This window comes from Pseudomonas sp. TH49, assembly GCF_016650625.1.
Lineage (GTDB): Bacteria > Pseudomonadota > Gammaproteobacteria > Pseudomonadales > Pseudomonadaceae > Aquipseudomonas > Aquipseudomonas fluorescens_H.
In genome coordinates this window covers 666,184-682,310 of sequence record NZ_JAEKFL010000001.1, presented here as the reverse complement: position 1 = coordinate 682,310, position 16,127 = coordinate 666,184, and the positions used below count along the sequence as shown (strand labels likewise).

General features: G+C 57.7%; 14 protein-coding genes and 3 tRNA genes. 16 read left to right on the top strand and 1 reads right to left on the bottom strand.

Features of this window, described 5'->3' with window-relative positions:
• Positions 1-4: 4 nt before the first annotated feature.
• Positions 5-313: a YhbY family RNA-binding protein gene (locus JFU48_RS03255; RefSeq protein WP_003221534.1), complete on the bottom strand. Its 309-nt coding sequence runs from the start codon at positions 311-313 to the stop codon at positions 5-7.
• Between the two features lie 101 nt (positions 314-414).
• On the opposite strand from JFU48_RS03255, the gene rlmE reads away from it, so the two are divergent.
• From rlmE to JFU48_RS03175, 16 genes are all read left to right on the top strand, one after another.
• The gene (gene rlmE / locus JFU48_RS03250; protein WP_003221536.1) at positions 415-1,044 is read left to right on the top strand and encodes a 23S rRNA (uridine(2552)-2'-O)-methyltransferase RlmE; all 630 of its coding nucleotides are present in this window, start codon (positions 415-417) and stop codon (positions 1,042-1,044) included.
• A gap of 202 nt (positions 1,045-1,246) precedes the next feature.
• On the top strand, positions 1,247-3,154 hold the full coding sequence (gene ftsH, locus JFU48_RS03245) for an ATP-dependent zinc metalloprotease FtsH (protein WP_027610779.1): 1,908 nt from the start codon (positions 1,247-1,249) through the stop codon (positions 3,152-3,154).
• Positions 3,155-3,162: 8 nt separating this feature from the next.
• Entirely contained in the window at positions 3,163-4,014 is an 852-nt protein-coding gene (gene folP / locus JFU48_RS03240; RefSeq protein ID WP_201135830.1) for a dihydropteroate synthase, read from the top strand.
• Positions 4,015-4,030: 16 nt separating this feature from the next.
• Positions 4,031-5,368, top strand: coding sequence for a phosphoglucosamine mutase (gene glmM / locus JFU48_RS03235; RefSeq protein WP_201135829.1), 1,338 nt, complete (start codon positions 4,031-4,033; stop codon positions 5,366-5,368).
• Between the two features lie 65 nt (positions 5,369-5,433).
• The gene (gene tpiA / locus JFU48_RS03230) at positions 5,434-6,189 is read left to right on the top strand and encodes a triose-phosphate isomerase (RefSeq protein WP_003221542.1); all 756 of its coding nucleotides are present in this window, start codon (positions 5,434-5,436) and stop codon (positions 6,187-6,189) included.
• A 4-nt stretch (positions 6,190-6,193) separates the two neighbouring features.
• Positions 6,194-6,580, top strand: a complete 387-nt coding sequence (secG, locus tag JFU48_RS03225; protein WP_045122288.1) for a preprotein translocase subunit SecG — start codon at positions 6,194-6,196, stop codon at positions 6,578-6,580.
• A gap of 22 nt (positions 6,581-6,602) precedes the next feature.
• Positions 6,603-6,688 (top strand) — tRNA-Leu (locus JFU48_RS03220).
• A 97-nt stretch (positions 6,689-6,785) separates the two neighbouring features.
• A tRNA-Met gene (locus JFU48_RS03215) sits at positions 6,786-6,862 on the top strand.
• Positions 6,863-7,000: 138 nt separating this feature from the next.
• Positions 7,001-7,459: a ribosome maturation factor RimP gene (gene rimP, locus JFU48_RS03210; RefSeq protein WP_007973115.1), complete on the top strand. Its 459-nt coding sequence runs from the start codon at positions 7,001-7,003 to the stop codon at positions 7,457-7,459.
• 47 nt (positions 7,460-7,506) lie between these two features.
• Positions 7,507-8,988 (top strand): transcription termination factor NusA, encoded by a 1,482-nt coding sequence (nusA, locus tag JFU48_RS03205; protein WP_003221546.1) that lies wholly within the window; start codon positions 7,507-7,509, stop codon positions 8,986-8,988.
• A gap of 27 nt (positions 8,989-9,015) precedes the next feature.
• Positions 9,016-11,535, top strand: coding sequence for a translation initiation factor IF-2 (gene infB / locus JFU48_RS03200; RefSeq protein ID WP_003221547.1), 2,520 nt, complete (start codon positions 9,016-9,018; stop codon positions 11,533-11,535).
• A gap of 160 nt (positions 11,536-11,695) precedes the next feature.
• Positions 11,696-12,094, top strand: a complete 399-nt coding sequence (gene rbfA / locus JFU48_RS03195) for a 30S ribosome-binding factor RbfA (RefSeq protein WP_003221549.1) — start codon at positions 11,696-11,698, stop codon at positions 12,092-12,094.
• A 4-nt stretch (positions 12,095-12,098) separates the two neighbouring features.
• A complete protein-coding gene (truB, locus tag JFU48_RS03190; protein WP_024011571.1) occupies positions 12,099-13,016 on the top strand; it encodes a tRNA pseudouridine(55) synthase TruB in 918 nt (305 codons plus the stop codon).
• Positions 13,017-13,131: 115 nt separating this feature from the next.
• Positions 13,132-13,401, top strand: a complete 270-nt coding sequence (gene rpsO / locus JFU48_RS03185; RefSeq protein ID WP_003221553.1) for a 30S ribosomal protein S15 — start codon at positions 13,132-13,134, stop codon at positions 13,399-13,401.
• A 193-nt stretch (positions 13,402-13,594) separates the two neighbouring features.
• Positions 13,595-15,700, top strand: a complete 2,106-nt coding sequence (gene pnp, locus JFU48_RS03180; protein ID WP_003221554.1) for a polyribonucleotide nucleotidyltransferase — start codon at positions 13,595-13,597, stop codon at positions 15,698-15,700.
• A 137-nt stretch (positions 15,701-15,837) separates the two neighbouring features.
• Positions 15,838-15,913 (top strand) — tRNA-Thr (locus JFU48_RS03175).
• Positions 15,914-16,127 lie beyond the last annotated feature (214 nt).

The window sequence follows — 16,127 nt, the reverse complement described above, 5'->3', positions numbered from 1 at the left end:
GTCATCACTTGAAGCGATGAACGTTCGACAGCTGCTTGTTGACGCTGAAGTTCTTGCGATAAACCAGTGCCATCTTGCCGATGACCTGAACCAGGTCCGCTTTGCCGACCTTGCACAGTTCTGCAATGTGCGCCAGGCGCGACTCGCGGTCGAGGATGTTGAGCTTGATCTTGATCAGCTCATGATCCGCCAATGCGCGTTCGAGTTCGGCTAACACACCTTCAGTCAAACCGTTGTCAGCCACAGTCAAAACTGGTTTCAGATGGTGGCCAATGGATTTGTACTGTTTCTTCTGCTCTGGAGTGAGCGGCATAATCTGACCCTTTCGTCTGGATTCTGTAAAATGGCGGCCATTTTACCCGAGGGTTCGTGGATCCGCCCAATTAATCACGACCCTTATTATCGAGGTGCCCAATGGCGCGTTCCAAGACAAGCCTTGGTTGGCTGAAACGACATGTCAACGATCCTTATGTGAAGCAGGCGCAGAAGGATGGCTACCGCTCGCGTGCGAGTTACAAGCTTCTGGAGATCCAGGAGAAATACAAGCTGATCCGTTCCGGCATGAGCGTTGTCGACCTGGGCGCGGCGCCCGGCGGCTGGTCGCAGGTCACCAGCCGGTTGATCGGCGGTCAGGGCCGTCTGATTGCGTCGGACATTCTGGAAATGGACAGCATCCCGGACGTGACTTTCATCCAGGGTGACTTCACCGAGGACGAAGTGCTCGCGCGGATCCTTGAAGCCGTGGGTAATTCGCAGGTGGACCTTGTGATTTCCGATATGGCCCCCAATATGAGTGGTACGCCTGAAGTAGACATGCCCAAAGCCATGTTCCTTTGTGAGCTGGCGCTTGATCTGGCGGAGCGGATACTCAAGCCGGGCGGTAATTTCGTGATCAAGATTTTTCAGGGCGAAGGTTTCGATGTTTACCTGAAGGATGCTCGCAAGAAATTCGACAAGATCCAGATGATCAAGCCGGATTCGTCCCGTGGCAGCTCCCGCGAGCAATATATGCTGGCTTGGGGCTACCGCGGCGGCAACGAGTAAAACGAGTTTTTTGGCCGGGGTGATAGGTTTTTCGTATTTTGCCCCGCGTGCATAAGCGAATATTGTGTAGAAAGTGTTTCACAAAGGGTTACAGACGGCGCCTGCCAGAGTTGTAGGTAATGTAGTAAGTTAGGCCGGTGAATATCATGCGAAGCGCGCGCCAGTAGCGGAGCTTGCTTCAGAGGGTAGTTAATTGAACGATATGGCAAAGAATCTGATCCTGTGGTTGATCATCGCGGCAGTCCTCGTGACGGTGATGAACAACTTCTCCAGCCCTAACGAGCCGCAGACCCTCAACTATTCCGACTTCATCCAGCAGGTCAAGGATGGCAAGGTCGAGCGCGTAGCCGTCGACGGCTATGTGATTACCGGCAAACGCAACGATGGTGACAGCTTCAAGACCATTCGTCCGGCGATCCAGGACAATGGTCTGATTGGCGACCTGGTCGACAATCACGTTGTGGTTGAAGGCAAGCAGCCTGAACAGCAAAGCATCTGGACTCAACTCCTGGTGGCCAGCTTCCCGATCCTGGTGATCATTGCGGTGTTCATGTTCTTCATGCGCCAGATGCAGGGTGGCGCCGGGGGCAAGGGTGGACCGATGAGCTTCGGCAAGAGCAAGGCGCGCCTGCTCTCCGAAGATCAGGTGAAAACCACCTTGGCTGACGTTGCGGGTTGCGACGAAGCCAAGGAAGAAGTCGGCGAGCTGGTTGAGTTCCTGCGTGATCCGGGCAAGTTCCAGCGTCTGGGCGGTCGTATTCCTCGCGGTGTGCTGATGGTCGGTCCTCCGGGTACCGGTAAAACCTTGCTGGCCAAGGCGATTGCCGGCGAAGCGAAGGTACCGTTCTTCACTATTTCCGGTTCCGACTTCGTTGAAATGTTCGTGGGTGTCGGCGCAAGCCGCGTTCGTGACATGTTCGAGCAGGCCAAGAAGCACGCACCGTGCATCATCTTCATCGACGAAATCGACGCCGTCGGTCGCCACCGTGGCGCCGGCATGGGCGGTGGTCACGACGAGCGCGAGCAGACTCTCAACCAGTTACTGGTGGAGATGGATGGCTTCGAAATGAATGACGGCATCATCGTGATTGCGGCGACCAACCGTCCTGACGTACTCGACCCTGCGCTGCTGCGTCCGGGCCGTTTCGACCGTCAGGTGGTTGTAGGTTTGCCGGATATCCGTGGTCGCGAGCAGATCCTCAAGGTTCACATGCGCAAAGTGCCAATGGGCGACGACGTTGCTCCGGCCGTTATCGCACGCGGTACCCCGGGCTTCTCCGGTGCGGACCTGGCCAACCTGGTCAACGAGGCTTCGCTGTTCGCTGCACGCAGCGGCAAGCGCATCGTTGAAATGAAAGAGTTCGAACTGGCCAAAGACAAGATCATGATGGGCGCCGAGCGCAAATCGATGGTCATGTCCGAGAAAGAAAAACAGAACACCGCTTATCACGAAGCTGGCCACGCCATTGTTGGTCGCGTCGTGCCTGAGCATGACCCGGTCTACAAGGTCTCGATCATTCCGCGTGGTCGTGCGCTGGGTGTGACCATGTTCCTGCCGGAAGAAGATCGCTACAGTCTGTCCAAGCGTGCGCTGATCAGTCAGATCTGCTCGCTGTACGGCGGCCGTATCGCCGAAGAAATGACTCTTGGTTTCGACGGTGTGACCACCGGCGCTTCCAACGACATCATGCGTGCCAGTCAGATTGCGCGGAACATGGTGACCAAGTGGGGCTTGTCGGAAAAACTCGGTCCGCTGATGTACGCCGAAGAAGAGGGCGAAGTGTTCCTCGGTCGCGGTGGTGGCGGTCAGAATGCCAGCTTCTCCGGTGAGACCGCCAAGCTGATCGACTCCGAAGTGCGTAGCATCATCGATCAGTGCTACGGCACGGCCAAGCAGATCCTCACGGACAACCGTGACAAGCTGGATGCCATGGCCGATGCGCTGATGAAATACGAAACCATCGATGCCGAGCAGATCGACGACATCATGGCGGGTCGTACTCCTCGTGAACCGCGTGACTGGACAGGTGGCACCGGTACGCCTCCGCCTCCAGTGATCCAGGATGAGCGTCCGGAAACACCGATCGGCGGTCCGGCTGCTGACGTTTAAGGTTTGAAATGACTTCTGCACAGTCCCTGACCCGGTTGCCTTGCGGCAACCGGGTTCTTGATTTGGCCCGGACGCATGTCATGGGCATTCTCAATGTCACTCCCGATTCCTTTTCCGATGGCGGCCGCTACAGTCAGCTCGACGTGGCCTTGCGTCACGCCGAAGCCATGGTGGCTGCTGGCGCGACGCTGATTGATGTCGGCGGTGAGTCGACCCGGCCCGGCGCTCGAGCGGTTTCGCCGCTGGAAGAGCTGGAGCGCGTAGCTCCGATCGTGGAGCTGATCAATCGCGAGCTGGATGTGGTGATCTCGGTTGATACTTCGACACCTGCAGTGATGCGCGAAACTGCGCGGCTCGGTGCCGGGTTGATCAATGACGTGCGCTCGCTGCGCCGTGATGGTGCGCTGGATGCCGCTGCGGCGACCGGGTTGCCGGTATGTCTGATGCACATGCTCGGTGAGCCAGGTGACATGCAGGACAATCCGCACTATCGGGACGTTACCCGGGAAGTGGGTGAGTTTCTGACCGAGCGCATGGCTCAATGTGCGGCGGCGGGTATTCCTGCCGAGCGGATCATTCTTGATCCCGGTTTCGGTTTCGCCAAAACCCTGCAGCACAATCTAAGCTTGTTCAAGCATATGGAAGCCCTGCATGCGCTTGGGCGTCCGCTATTGGTCGGTGTCTCACGCAAAAGCATGATTGGTCAGGCGCTGAATCGTCCGGTGGGCGAGCGTCTGCATGGTGGTCTGGCACTCGCGGCACTGGCGTCGGTGAAGGGTGCGCGTATCTTGCGCGTCCATGATGTGGCGGAAACGGTAGACGTGGTGCGCATGCTCGCGGCCGTGGAATCAGCCGAATAAGAATGATGGAGCACTTATGAGCAAGAAATACTTTGGTACTGACGGTATTCGTGGTCGTGTCGGTGAATATCCGATCACTCCGGACTTCATGCTCAAGCTCGGCTGGGCGGCTGGCATGGCCTTTCGCAAGATGGGCACCTGCAAGGTGCTGGTCGGCAAGGACACGCGAATTTCCGGCTACATGTTCGAGTCGGCGCTTGAAGCAGGTCTGACGTCGGCGGGTGCCGATGTGATGCTGCTGGGGCCGATGCCGACGCCGGCTATCGCCTACCTGTCGCGTACTTTCCAGGCCGAAGCCGGGATCGTGATCAGCGCTTCGCACAACCCGCATGACGATAACGGTATCAAGTTCTTCTCCGGCAAGGGCACGAAGCTGCCTGATGAACTGGAGCTTATGATCGAAGAACTGCTCGACACCCCGATGACCGTGGTCGAGTCGAGCAAGATTGGCAAGGTGTCGCGGATCAACGATGCTTCGGGTCGCTACATCGAATTCTGCAAAAGCAGCGTGCCGAGCGGTACCAGTTTTTCCGGTTTGAAGATCGTGATCGACTGCGCACATGGTGCGACCTACAAGGTTGCTCCAAGTGTATTCCGTGAGTTGGGTGCTGAAGTGGTCGTGCTTTCGGCTCAGCCCAATGGTCTGAACATCAATGAAAATTGCGGTTCGACCCATATGGGGCCGTTGCAGGCTGCTGTATTGGCTGAGCACGCTGATCTGGGTATCGCCTTCGATGGCGACGGTGATCGGGTGTTGATGGTCGATCACACTGGCGCCATCGTCGATGGTGACGAGCTGCTGTTCATTATTGCGCGCGATCTGCACGAGCGTGGCAAGTTGCAGGGTGGCGTGGTCGGTACTCTGATGAGCAACCTGGGTCTTGAGCTCGCGTTGGCGGATCTCTCGATTCCGTTCATTCGAGCGAATGTCGGTGATCGCTATGTGATCGCCGAGCTGCTGGAGCGCAACTGGCTGGTAGGTGGTGAGAATTCGGGCCACATCGTCTGCTTCAATCACACCACAACAGGTGATGCGATCATTGCGGCGTTGCAGGTGTTGATGGCATTGAAAGCCCGCAATGAAGGTCTTGCGCAAACGCGTCAGGTCTTGCGCAAGTGCCCTCAGGTGCTGATCAATGTGCGTTTCGGTGGTGGCGAAAGCCCGCTTGAGCATCCGGCTGTCAAGGAAGCCAGTGCGCGCGTAACCCAGGCGATGGCGGGTCGAGGTCGTGTGCTTCTGCGCAAGTCCGGCACAGAGCCGCTGGTGCGTGTGATGGTCGAAGGCGAGGATGAAACTCAGGTTCGTAGCTATGCCGAAGAACTGGCAAAACTGGTAAGTGAAGTTTCTGCCTGATTCGGCTTGCCAGCCATGATTGTGTTGGGTAACATCTGCGCCCACTTTGACCGACGAGGTACAGCATGCGTCGCCCTATGGTAGCTGGTAACTGGAAGATGCACGGTACCCGCGCCAGCGTCGCTGAGCTGATCAACGGCCTTCGTCATCTGGCCTTGCCAAGCGGTGTTGATGTCGCGGTGTTCCCGCCTTGCTTGCATATCAATCAAGTGATTGATGGTTTGAAAGGCAAATCGATTTCGGTCGGTGCGCAGAATTCTGCGGTGGAATCCATGCAAGGTGCATTGACCGGTGAAATTGCACCGAGTCAGTTGGTGGATGCAGGTTGTTCCCTGGTGCTTGTCGGGCACTCCGAACGCCGCCAGATAATGGGCGAGCGAGACGGGATGCTGAATCGCAAGTTCGCAGCGGCACAGGCATGTGGCTTGATTCCGGTGTTGTGTGTAGGGGAAACCCTCGAGCAGCGCGAAGCCGGAAAAACTCTTGAGGTTGTCGGGCGTCAGCTGGGCAGCATCATCGAGGAGCTGGGTGTGGGTGCCTTTGCCAATGCAGTTATTGCTTACGAGCCTGTCTGGGCCATTGGTACCGGACTGACTGCAACGCCGCAACAGGCTCAGGATGTGCATAAAGCCATTCGCGAGCAGTTGGCGGCAGAGAATTCTGAAGTCGCACGAGGTGTGCGGCTTCTATACGGCGGCAGCGTGAAGGCGGCCAATGCGGTCGAACTGTTCGGCATGCCGGATATCGATGGGGGGCTCATTGGTGGAGCTTCCCTGAATGCAGATGAGTTCGGTGCGATTTGTCGCGCCGCGGGAAACTGAAAAAATGCTGGAAACAGTCGTAGTCGTTTTTCATCTGCTGGGTGCATTGGGCGTAGTTGCTCTGGTTTTGCTGCAGCAGGGTAAGGGTGCGGACGCTGGCGCGTCTTTCGGAGCAGGTGCTTCAAATACTGTGTTCGGAAGCCAAGGTTCCTCTACCTTTCTTAGTAAGTTTACTGCTATACTTGCCGCCGGTTTCTTCATAACCAGCCTGGGGTTAGGTTACTTTGCTAAAGAGAAAGCTCATCAGCTGACTCAAGCAGGTTTGCCAGATCCAGCAGTGTTGGAAGTACCTAAGCAACAAAAACCGGCTTCTGATGATGTTCCGGTGCTTCAAGAGCAAAAGTCGGCTACTCCAGCGACTGACGTACCTCCAGCTCAAGAGCAGAAGTAAGAAGGGTTTCAAACGTAGTTTTGCCGAGGTGGTGGAATTGGTAGACACGCAACCTTGAGGTGGTTGTGCCCATAGGGTGTAGGGGTTCGAGTCCCCTTCTCGGTACCAATTAGTCAGGAGAGCCCGCTGTTGCGGGCTTTCTTGCAGGTGGAAGGTTACATTGACCCTATAAGGGATCGGTCGTATACTTCCGCCCCAGCTTTGTCGCGGGGTGGAGCAGTCTGGTAGCTCGTCGGGCTCATAACCCGAAGGTCGTCGGTTCAAATCCGGCCCCCGCAACCAGTTTAAGGAGCCCCTTTTCAGGGGCTTTTTGTTAGCTGGACACTTTCTGCGCCGCTGTTCGACGGCGTTTCAAGGATGGGCGTTTCGCCCATTTTTTTATTTTGCAGCGCATGCATTTACATGCACGAGGGGGTTCAGGTGTCGAGCAAGCTAGAAGAGTTGCAGGCCTTGTTGGCCCCGGTGGTCGTGGCCCTAGGCTATGAATGCTGGGGTATCGAGTTTTCGGCTCAAGGTCGTCACTCGATGTTGCGTGTTTATATCGATAAAGAGGGTGGCGTGCTGGTGGACGATTGCGCCATTGTCAGCCGTCAGATCAGCGGTGTCCTGGATGTTGAAGATCCGATCTCCGTTGAATACACCCTCGAAGTTTCCTCGCCTGGCATGGAACGCCCACTGTTCACTCTTGAGCAGTTTGCAAAATTTGCCGGTGAACAAGTGAAGATCAAGCTGCGCTCGCCTTTCGAAGGTCGACGCAACTTTCAGGGCCTTCTGCGCGGTGTAGAAGAACAGGACGTCGTGGTGCAGGTAGAAGACCATGAGTTCCTGTTGCCGATCGATATGATCGACAAGGCCAACATTATTCCCAGTTTTGACTGAGACGCGGATCCCGCGGATCCAATGGCTTGCGAAAGGCGAGGCGTACGATGAGCAAAGAAGTACTGCTGGTTGTTGAGTCGGTATCCAATGAAAAGGGCGTACCGGCAAGCGTGATTTTTGAAGCGCTGGAGCTGGCTCTGGCCACTGCTACCAAAAAGCGTTTTGAAGACGAAGTTGACCTGCGTGTGGAGATCAATCGCCACACCGGTTCCTATGAGACTTTCCGTCGCTGGACAGTCGTCGAAGAGAATGATCTCGACGATCCTGCGATCGAAACCTGGCCAAGCAAGGTTGCCGAAACGCATCCGGGCGCCAAGGTCGGCGACGTCGTCGAAGAAAAGATCGAATCCATCGAGTTCGGCCGCATTGCTGCACAGACTGCCAAGCAAGTCATTGTGCAGAAAGTGCGTGAAGCCGAGCGCGCTCAAGTGGTCGACGCCTATCGCGAGCGCCTGGGAGAAATCATCTCCGGTACCGTGAAGAAAGTCACCCGCGACAACGTGATCGTCGATCTGGGCAACAACGCCGAAGCGTTGCTGGCCCGTGAAGACATCATTTCTCGCGAAACCTTCCGTGTCGGTGTGCGTCTGCGTGCACTGCTCAAGGAAATCCGCACCGAGAACCGCGGCCCGCAGCTGATCCTGTCGCGCACCGCGCCGGAAATGCTGATCGAGTTGTTCCGCATCGAAGTGCCGGAAATCGCTGAAGGCCTGATCGAAGTAATGGCAGCGTCCCGTGATCCGGGTTCGCGTGCCAAGATCGCTGTCCGTTCCAAGGACAAACGCATCGACCCGCAGGGCGCGTGCATCGGTATGCGCGGTTCGCGCGTCCAGGCCGTGTCGGGCGAGTTGGGTGGCGAGCGTGTCGATATCGTCCTGTGGGACGATAACCCGGCGCAGTTCGTGATCAATGCCATGTCGCCGGCAGAAGTGGCGGCGATTATCGTTGACGAAGATGCCCATGCAATGGACATCGCCGTTGGCGCAGACAATCTGGCTCAGGCCATCGGTCGGGGTGGTCAGAACGTGCGTCTGGCGAGCCAGTTGACTGGCTGGACCCTGAACGTGATGACCGAATCGGACATCCAGGCTAAGCAGCAAGCAGAAACCGGCGACATCCTGCGCAACTTCATCGACGAGCTGGAAGTCGACGAAGAACTGGCTCAGGTGCTGGTAGATGAAGGCTTCACCAGCCTGGAAGAGATTGCCTACGTACCGTTGGAAGAAATGCTCAACATCGACGGCTTTGACGAAGATATCGTCAACGAGCTTCGCGCTCGTGCCAAGGATCGTTTGTTGACCAAAGCCATCGCTACTGAGGAAAAGCTGGCAGACGCCCATCCGGCCGAAGACCTGCTCTCGCTTGAGGGTATGGACAAGGATTTGGCGATGGAACTGGCGGTGCGCGGCGTAATTACCCGCGAAGACCTGGCCGAGCAGTCTATTGACGACCTGCTCGACATCGACGGCATTGACGATGATCGTGCCGGCAAGTTGATCATGGCCGCCCGAGCCCACTGGTTCGAGTAATTAGGCGCGGCCTGAGGAGAGAAGTGCATGACGCAAGTCACGGTGAAACAACTGGCCGATGAGGTCAAAACACCGGTAGAGCGCCTGTTGCAGCAGATGCGTGAGGCAGGTCTGCCGCACACCGCCGCCGAAGAACATGTGACTGACAGTGAGAAGCAATCCCTGCTGACTCACTTGAAGAGCAGTCACAAGGCGAAAGTGGAAGAACCACGCAAGATCACGCTGCAGCGTAAAACCACCAGCACCCTGCGTGTGGCTGGTAGCAAGAGCATCAGCGTAGAAGTTCGCAAGAAGAAAGTTTTCGTACAGCGTAGCCCGGAAGAAATCGAAGCCGAGCGCAAGCGTGAACTGGATGAGCGTCGCGCAGTAGAAAATGCTGCCCGTCAGAAGGCTGAAGAAGAAGCCAAGCAGCGCGCTGAAGAAGAAGCGCGTCGCCAGCCTGCTGCTGCGCCGTCCGCGTCTGCCGAAGCTGTTGCTGCACCTGCGCCAGTAGCCGAACCCGTGCGCGAAGCCGCGCCGGTTGCTGCTGCGCCAGCTGCCGACACTCGCAAGCGTGACGAACAGCGTCGTCCGGACAAGCCACGTGCCGACGATAACAATCGTCGCGGCGGTGGTGGCGATGGCGAGCGCAAAAACGCTCCGCATCGCGCATCGGTCAAAGAAAAAGCGCCGGCTCCACGTGTGGCGCCACGCACTACCGACGAAGAAAGCGATGGCTTCCGTCGTGGTGGTCGCGGCAAGGCCAAGCTGAAGAAACGCAACGCTCACGGTTTCCAGAACCCTACCGGTCCTGTCGTGCGTGAAGTGAAGATCGGCGAGACCATCACTGTTGGCGATCTCGCCCAGCAGATGTCGGTCAAGGCTGCTGAAATCATCAAGTTCATGTTCAAACTGGGCACTCCAGCGACCATCAACCAGGTACTCGATCAGGAAACTGCTCAACTGGTTGCTGAAGAACTGGGCCACAAAGTGACCCTGGTCAGCGACACCGCCCTGGAAGACTCCCTGGCCGAGTCCCTGAAGTTTGAAGGTGAGGCGGTTTCCCGTGCACCGGTCGTGACCGTAATGGGCCACGTTGACCACGGTAAGACTTCCCTGCTCGACTACATCCGTCGTGCCAAGGTTGCAGCGGGCGAAGCCGGCGGCATTACCCAGCACATCGGTGCATACCACGTTGAAACCGACCGTGGCATGGTGACGTTCCTCGACACCCCGGGTCACGCTGCGTTTACCGCAATGCGTGCCCGTGGTGCCAAGGCGACCGACATCGTGATCCTGGTGGTGGCGGCGGACGACGGCGTGATGCCGCAAACCATCGAGGCTGTTCAGCATGCTCAGGCGGCTGGCGTTCCTCTGGTGGTTGCGGTGAACAAGATCGACAAGCCAGGTGCCGACCTCGATCGCATCCGCAGCGAACTGTCGGTTCACGGCGTGACTTCCGAAGAGTGGGGCGGCGACACTCCATTCGTACCGGTTTCGGCGAAAATGGGTACCGGCGTTGACGAACTGCTCGAAGCCGTTCTGCTGCAGGCCGAAGTTCTCGAACTGACCGCCACTCCATCGGCTCCTGGCCGTGGTGTTGTCGTTGAATCGCGTCTGGACAAGGGCCGTGGCCCGGTGGCCACCGTGCTGGTTCAGGACGGTACGCTGCGTCAAGGCGACATGGTGCTGGTCGGCTCGAACTATGGCCGCGTGCGCGCCATGCTCGACGAGAACGGCAAGCCGATCAAGGAAGCAGGTCCGGCCATTCCGGTCGAGATCCTGGGTCTTGACGGTACACCAGACGCTGGCGACGAGATGAGCGTGGTTGCTGACGAGAAGAAAGCCCGTGAAGTGGCTCTGTTCCGTCAAGGCAAGTTCCGCGAAGTCAAACTGGCTCGCGCTCACGCCGGCAAGCTGGAAAACATCTTCGAAAACATGGGTCAGGAAGAGAAGAAGACGCTCAACATCGTCCTCAAATCCGACGTCCGTGGTTCGCTGGAAGCTTTGCAGGGCGCTCTGAACGGCCTGGGCAATGACGAAGTGCAAGTGCGCGTAGTCGGTGGCGGTGTCGGTGGTATCACCGAGTCCGACGCCAACCTGGCACTGGCTTCCAACGCTGTACTGTTCGGCTTCAACGTGCGTGCTGATGCTGGCGCACGGAAGATCGTCGAGCAGGAAGGTCTGGACATGCGTTACTACAACGTGATCTACGACATCATCGAAGACGTCAAGAAAGCCCTGACCGGCATGCTCGGCAGCGATGTTCGCGAGAACATCCTGGGCGTGGCCGAAGTGCGCGACGTATTCCGTTCGCCGAAGTTTGGCGCGATCGCTGGTTGCATGGTGATCGAAGGTGTTGTGCACCGTAACCGTCCGATCCGTGTACTGCGTGAAGACATCGTTATCTTCGAAGGCGAGCTGGAATCCCTGCGCCGCTTCAAGGATGACGCTTCCGAGGTACGTGCCGGCATGGAATGCGGTATCGGCGTGAAGAGCTACAACGACGTCAAAGTCGGTGACAAGATCGAAGTCTTCGAGAAGGTTCAGGTTGCTCGCAGCCTCTGACTCGCGCACTTCAAGGGCCACGCCGAGCCGCCGCATGCAGATGCGCGCCACGGCGTCAGGACTCTAAACGCAACGCCCGGTCTGGCTTTTGTCAGGCCGGGCGTTTGCCGCTTTCAGACCTTGCGGGTTTCACCGCGGGGCAGTAACAGGTAACAAAATCATGGCAAAAGAATACAGCCGTACCCAACGTATCGGCGATCAGATGCAGCGTGAGCTGGCCCAGCTGATCCGTCGTGAAGTCAAAGACCCGCGCGTCGGCCTGGTCACCATTACCGCTGTTGAAGTCAGCCGTGACGTCGGTCACGCGAAGATCTTCATCACCGTGATGGGGCAGGACAACGCCGAAGACATCGCGCAAAGCATCAAGGTGCTCAACGCTGCCGCAGGTTTCCTGCGCATGCAACTGGCCCGTGAAATGAAGCTGCGCAGCGTGCCGCAATTGCACTTCCACTACGACGAAAGCGTCGTGCGTGGCGCGCATCTGTCGGCCCTGATCGAGCGCGCCGTGGCTGAGGACAATCAGCACCTGGCCGCTGCACCTGAAGACACCAAGGAGTAATTCGGTGGCTCAGGTCAAACGTATCCGTCGTAACGTCAGCGGTATCATCCTGCTCGACAAGCCGCTGGGGTTCACCTCCAACGCCGCGTTGCAGAAGGTTCGCTGGTTGCTCAACGCCGAGAAGGCCGGTCACACCGGCAGTCTCGACCCGCTGGCCACCGGTGTCTTGCCGCTGTGCTTTGGCGAGGCAACGAAGTTTTCGCAATACCTGCTCGATTCCGACAAGGGTTACGAAACCCTGGCGCAACTGGGCAAGACCACCACCACGGCGGACGCCGAGGGTGAGGTTTTGCAGGAGCGTCCGGTGACCGTTGGTCGCGCCGATGTCGAAGCGGTTCTGCCGAAATTTCGTGGGCAAATCAGTCAGATACCGCCGATGTACTCGGCACTCAAGCGTGACGGTCAGCCGCTGTACAAGCTGGCCCGTGCAGGCGAAGTAGTGGAGCGCGAACCGCGTTCTGTTACTATTGCGCGCTTGGAATTGCTGGCCTTCGAAGGCGATACTGCGCGTCTTGCGGTGGATTGCAGCAAGGGCACCTATATCCGCACCCTGGTGGAGGATATCGGTGAGCAACTCGGTTGTGGTGCGTACGTCGCGGAACTGCGTCGTACCCAGGCCGGGCCTTTCACCCTGGCGCAGACCGTGACCCTCGAAGAGCTGGAAGCGGTACATGCCGAAGGCGGCAACGAAGCGGTCGACCGCTTCCTGATGCCATCGGACAGCGGCCTGCAGGATTGGCCGCTGCTGCACTTCTCCGAAGCGAGTGCGTTCTACTGGCTCAACGGCCAGCCGGTACGCGCCCCGGATGCTCCGAAGTTCGGCATGGTACGGGTACAGGATCACAATGGTCGCTTCATCGGTATCGGTGAAGTGAGCGAAGACGGGCGCATCGCGCCGCGTCGACTGATTCGGTCAGAATGACCGAACGAGTGTGGCTGTTAACAGGCACGGTCACTACTCATTTATAGATACAGGGATTTGTCCCTGGCCTGTTGAAACTGTTTTTGAAACGGTTTCCTGATAAAAGGATTGCCTCATGGCTCTCGACGTTCAAGAAAAAGCTCAAATCGTTGCCGACTACCAGCAAGCTGTTGGTGATACTGGTTCGCCAGAAGTGCAAGTTGCACTGCTGACCGCCAACATCAACAAACTGCAAGGTCACTTCAAGGCCAACGGTAAAGACCACCACTCCCGTCGTGGTCTGATCCGCATGGTAAACCAGCGTCGCAAGCTGCTGGACTACCTGAAAGGCAAAGATCTGAGCCGTTACAGCGCTCTGATCGGCCGCCTGGGTCTGCGTCGCTAATCAGCGATTGCGCTATGAGGTTGGTTGTCTGTCAGGCATCAGCGGTTTTCCGCTGGTGGCTGGCAGGCTCCCAGCCTCAAGTTTTATCTGCACTACCGTTTTACCCGGACAGTCAGCGGGCCGATTCCCGACATTGCCCAAGAATTTCGCAAGAAACCAGTTCCCCCAAGAGCCACAAAGAAGGTAGGACACCGTGAACCCGGTAATCAAAAAATTCCAGTTCGGTCAGTCGACCGTTACCCTCGAGACTGGCCGTATCGCCCGTCAGGCCTCCGGCGCAGTATTGGTCACCGTTGACGACGACGTCAGCGTATTGGTGACCGTCGTCGGTGCCAAGCAAGCCGATCCAGGCAAGGGCTTCTTCCCTCTGTCCGTTCACTACCAGGAAAAAACTTACGCTGCCGGTAAGATCCCTGGCGGTTTCTTCAAGCGCGAAGGCCGTCCTTCCGAGAAAGAAACCCTGACTTCCCGACTGATCGACCGTCCGATCCGTCCGCTGTTCCCAGAAGGCTTCATGAACGAAGTGCAGGTTGTCTGCACCGTCGTTTCCACCAGCAAGAAGACCGATCCGGACATCGCTGCGATGATCGGTACCTCGGCTGCCCTGGCCATCTCGGGCATTCCGTTCGACGGCCCGATCGGCGCCGCTCGCGTAGCGTTCCACGAAAGCACCGGCTACCTGCTGAACCCGACCTACGAGCAGCAAGCTGCTTCGAGCCTGGACATGGTCGTTGCCGGTACCGCGGACGCCGTGCTGATGGTTGAATCGGAAGCCAAAGAGCTGACCGAAGACCAGATGCTGGGCGCGGTACTGTTCGCTCACGACGAGTTCCAGGTGGTGATCAACGCCGTCAAAGAACTGGCCGCTGAAGCCGCCAAGCCAACCTGGACCTGGGCTCCGGCGCCAGAAGCCACCGAACTGCTGGGCGCGATCCGTGCCGAGTTCGGCGAAGCGATCTCCCAGGCTTACACCATCACCGTCAAGGCTGACCGCTACGCCCGTCTGGGCGAGCTGAAAGACCAGGTTGTGGCCAAGCTGTCCGGCGAAGAAGGCCAGCCTTCGGCTGCTGACGTCAAAGCGGCTTTCGGCGAAATCGAATACCGCACCGTTCGCGAAAACATCGTTAACGGCAAGCCACGTATCGACGGCCGCGACACCCGCACCGTACGTCCGCTGAACATCGAAGTCGGCGTTCTGCCGAAGACTCACGGTTCGGCGCTGTTCACCCGTGGCGAGACCCAGGCTCTGGTCGTTGCGACCCTGGGTACTGCCCGTGACGCACAGCTGCTGGACACCCTGGAAGGCGAGAAGAAAGACCCGTTCATGCTGCACTACAACTTCCCTCCGTTCTCGGTGGGCGAGTGTGGTCGCATGGGTGGTGCTGGTCGTCGTGAAATCGGTCACGGCCGTCTGGCCCGTCGTTCGGTTTCGGCCATGCTGCCAGCCGCCGACGTGTTCCCGTACACCATCCGTGTGGTTTCGGAAATCACCGAATCCAACGGTTCGAGCTCGATGGCTTCCGTTTGCGGCGCTTCCCTGGCCCTGATGGACGCTGGCGTTCCAATGAAGGCGCCGGTTGCCGGTATCGCCATGGGTCTGGTTAAAGAAGGCGAGAAGTTCGCCGTCCTGACCGACATCCTGGGTGACGAAGACCACCTGGGCGACATGGACTTCAAAGTAGCCGGTACCGCCAAAGGTGTTACTGCGCTGCAGATGGACATCAAGATCAAGGGCATCACCGAAGAGATCATGGAAATCGCTCTGGGCCAAGCCCTGGAAGCGCGCCTGAACATCCTCGGCCAGATGAACCAGATCATTGGCCAGTCGCGTACCGAACTGTCGGCCAACGCTCCGACCATGATCGCGATGAAGATCGACACCGACAAGATCCGTGACGTTATCGGTAAAGGTGGCGCGACCATCCGTGCGATCTGCGAAGAAACCAAGGCTTCGATCGACATCGAAGACGACGGTTCGATCAAGATCTTCGGCGAAACCAAGGATGCCGCAGAAGCTGCTCGTCAGCGCGTTCTGAGCATCACTGCAGAAGCTGAAATCGGCAAGATCTACGTCGGCAAGGTTGAGCGCATCGTCGACTTCGGCGCATTCGTCAACATCCTGCCGGGCAAGGACGGTCTGGTGCACATCTCGATGCTGAGCGACGCTCGCGTAGAGAAAGTCACCGACATCCTGAAAGAAGGCCAGGAAGTGGAAGTGCTGGTACTGGACGTGGACAACCGCGGCCGTATCAAGCTGTCCATCAAAGACGTGGCAGCAGCCAAGGCTTCGGGCGTTTAATCGCCCCACAGCTTTAGCGCAATAAAAATGCCCCGCCGTGAAAACGGCGGGGCATTTTTTTGTCTGCCACAAATGATATCAGTAGAGACAACGCCAAATTTGCCGCAACCCGAGACCGGTGCTAGGTTTAGCCCACCGCCCGTGTAGCTCAGCCGGTAGAGCAGCGCACTCGTAACGCGAAGGTCGCAGGTTCGATTCCTGTCTCGGGCACCATCCCCTCAGTCCCCCGGTTTATGTCTTCCAGGTCAAAGTTTTTGTGGGAGAGATGTAAAGAGCCGTGTAATTCGTCATGCAAACGTCCTATATTCGATGCCTGCATGAGCATCGCCCAGCAGTTTTCAGATGATCCCGAATGGTTCCGAAGGCCGGACAATCCGCGTCAGAGAGATCCTTGATGATCCAGATCCATCCTCCATTCTTACGATCA

Excerpts from the sequence above, each read along its gene's own strand:
- glmM (WP_201135829.1), top strand. The coding sequence starts at position 4,031 with ATGAGCAAGAAATACTTTGGTACTGACGGTATTCGTGGTCGTGTCGGT.
- rbfA (WP_003221549.1), top strand. The coding sequence starts at position 11,696 with ATGGCAAAAGAATACAGCCGTACCCAACGTATCGGCGATCAGATGCAG.
- rlmE (WP_003221536.1), top strand. The coding sequence starts at position 415 with ATGGCGCGTTCCAAGACAAGCCTTGGTTGGCTGAAACGACATGTCAAC.
- nusA (WP_003221546.1), top strand. The coding sequence starts at position 7,507 with ATGAGCAAAGAAGTACTGCTGGTTGTTGAGTCGGTATCCAATGAAAAG.
- JFU48_RS03255 (WP_003221534.1), bottom strand. The coding sequence starts at position 313 with ATGCCGCTCACTCCAGAGCAGAAGAAACAGTACAAATCCATTGGCCAC.
- tpiA (WP_003221542.1), top strand. The coding sequence starts at position 5,434 with ATGCGTCGCCCTATGGTAGCTGGTAACTGGAAGATGCACGGTACCCGC.
- infB (WP_003221547.1), top strand. The coding sequence starts at position 9,016 with ATGACGCAAGTCACGGTGAAACAACTGGCCGATGAGGTCAAAACACCG.
- secG (WP_045122288.1), top strand. The coding sequence starts at position 6,194 with ATGCTGGAAACAGTCGTAGTCGTTTTTCATCTGCTGGGTGCATTGGGC.
- folP (WP_201135830.1), top strand. The coding sequence starts at position 3,163 with ATGACTTCTGCACAGTCCCTGACCCGGTTGCCTTGCGGCAACCGGGTT.
- rpsO (WP_003221553.1), top strand. The coding sequence starts at position 13,132 with ATGGCTCTCGACGTTCAAGAAAAAGCTCAAATCGTTGCCGACTACCAG.
- ftsH (WP_027610779.1), top strand. The coding sequence starts at position 1,247 with ATGGCAAAGAATCTGATCCTGTGGTTGATCATCGCGGCAGTCCTCGTG.